Annotated in this window: 3 protein-coding genes; 1 reads left to right on the forward strand and 2 read right to left on the reverse strand. The window is 30.9% G+C overall.

Annotation, left to right across the window (positions count from 1 at the left end):
- Window positions 1-164: 164 nt before the first annotated feature.
- Window positions 165-968, reverse strand: a complete 804-nt coding sequence (locus tag QZV12_RS13520) for an ion transporter (protein WP_295622693.1) — start codon at window positions 966-968, stop codon at window positions 165-167.
- A 141-nt stretch (window positions 969-1,109) separates the two neighbouring features.
- On the opposite strand from QZV12_RS13520, the gene QZV12_RS13525 reads away from it, so the two are divergent.
- Window positions 1,110-1,694, forward strand: a complete 585-nt coding sequence (locus QZV12_RS13525) for a zinc ribbon domain-containing protein (protein WP_295622695.1) — start codon at window positions 1,110-1,112, stop codon at window positions 1,692-1,694.
- Window positions 1,695-1,731: 37 nt separating this feature from the next.
- Here the strand turns inward: QZV12_RS13525 and QZV12_RS13530 are convergent.
- The coding region (locus tag QZV12_RS13530) for an ion channel (protein ID WP_295622696.1) at window positions 1,732-2,313 on the reverse strand (582 nt) is incomplete at its 5' end.

The raw sequence follows: 2,313 nt of genomic DNA on the forward strand, positions 1-2,313 counted from the left end.
TAGAGAGAGCATTTGAAAACTAATATCTTCAGATGCCTTTTTGTGAAATTCATCCCCAACCTTAAAGAGGTCGGAGTATTCTTTCACTATTAAGATAAATTGAAACAATGAAAAATTATTTAAAACTTATCAAATCTCAATTTTTAAGAAATTCTTATTAAATCTCATTTATTTTTTATAATCTCTTTCAGCTCTTTTATTTCATTTTTGAGCATTTCATTTTCTTCAGAGACATTCTTTAATCTGCCTTCAAGAATTTCAAATTTCTCTTCCATTGAGCTTTCAATGGAAGTTACTATATGATTATCATCATCTTCCAATATACGATTGGTAAAAACCGAAGATATTGCTGCAGTAATTGTGGAAAATACAAATATTCCAATAATAATCAAAATCAGTGCGATTACCTTTTCAGCATAAGTCTGCGGAACTACATCACCATAGCCCACAGTAGTCAGAGTAACGATTACAAAATAAAAATCATCAAAAAGACCATAAGTTGTACCAAAAGCATACAATAAAGCCGTGAATATAACAACAATTAAAAACATTGCAGCAATAATTTTATCCAAGTTACTTTTTTTAATGAACTTTTCAAAGGTATCAAATCTTTTAATCAAAATCAGCACTCTGAGGAATCTTAAAAGTCCTAGAAATCTGAAAATCTCCAATTCAGGAATAACAACTGTAAAAATCACATCAAAAGGTATAGAAGCAATGAGCGAAATCCAATTGTCTTTCTGTTTTAAAAATTCTAATTTTGGTGATGAAAAATAAAAATTGATAAACCATTCGGCTAAAAGAAGGATACAGACACAAAAATCAAATAGCATCATTGCACGTTCAAGGTCATCAGGAAGACTGAAAAGTAAGGATATTGTAATAAATAGAATATCAATAATAACTAGTCCGTACAAACCAAACCAGATTGCCATTCGAGAATTTGATTCCATACCCTCATTATTCATTATCTAAAAAACCTCCACCGATAAAATTTTCATATACAATATATACATTTAGTATTTTCAATATTAATAAATTACTTAAGATAATCTTGCTAAAAAAAAATTATTAATAAACAAAATTAAACATTACCATAAGGGATGAAAATGGCGAAATTCTGTAAAAACTGTGGTGCATATATAAGCGAAAATGATGCATTCTGCACAGATTGTGGAAAATCAACACTCAAAACTTGTCCAAAGTGCAGAGAGCAGCTGACAGCCCATAGTAAATTCTGTCCAAATTGCGGATACGAAATCAAAAGTTCAAGGCTTCCAATCATCATAGCAGCTTTAGCAGTCATTGCAATTGTCGCAGCAATAGCTATTTTCCCAATCACAATTACAAGCATGCAGGAAGTCCAGGTAGATACATTTTCTTTTAACATACCCAATAACTTTGAAGAAGACCTTGCAAGTACTATTGACGAAAACGACAATGGAATAATAACCAAATCCAAATGCTGGAATGATTCTACAGATTTCATTCAAATTGAAGTATTGTACTCCAAAAATTCAAGAATAAATCTGGAAAATGCTAATATGGAAGGTCGGGCAGAAAACCTCTTTGGATATGACGGATACTATAATGAGTTTTCGGACGCATATTCATTCTCTTTTGTTGACAACAACAAGCTATGTACAGTATATACCTCAAATCAGGATTTACTGACTGAAATAGAGTTGGTTTAATTTTTTACGTGAAATTAATTAATCTAAAAAATATTGATTATTCTTTATCCATTTTCTTTTTCAACTCGTCGATTTCATCCTGCAACCTTTTGTTTTCCTGGCGAATGATTTTTAGCTCATCCATAATGTTTATATCCTCTTCTTCCTTTTCCATCAACCTGTCAGTCAGATATGAAGATAATGCAGCAGTAATGGTCGATACAACAAATATTCCCACAATAATTAAAAAGAGAGTTATTACTCTTTCATTGAATGTTTTAGGAACTATATCACCATATCCCACCGTTGTCAATGTGACAATAACAAAATAGAAACTTTCAAACAGACTATTCGAAGATCCGAAAAACAGATATAGAAATGTGAATACCACTACTGTAAATATGATTGCGCCTATGATTTTGTCCAGATTTGTCTTTTTTATGAATTTTTTAAAGCCGTTGAAAAATTTATTGTATAACACCATTATCCTAAGCAATTTAAAAAGCATTATATATCTTAAAAGATTGGCTCCTGGAATGACTGCTGGAAATAAAGCCTCAAATGGTATGGAAGCGATTAATGTAACCCAATTTTCCTTTTCCTTTAAAAATTCCTTTTTTGACTTTGCACGATGAAATCT

This window comes from uncultured Methanobrevibacter sp. (assembly GCF_902769175.1).
Lineage (GTDB): Archaea > Methanobacteriota > Methanobacteria > Methanobacteriales > Methanobacteriaceae > Methanobrevibacter.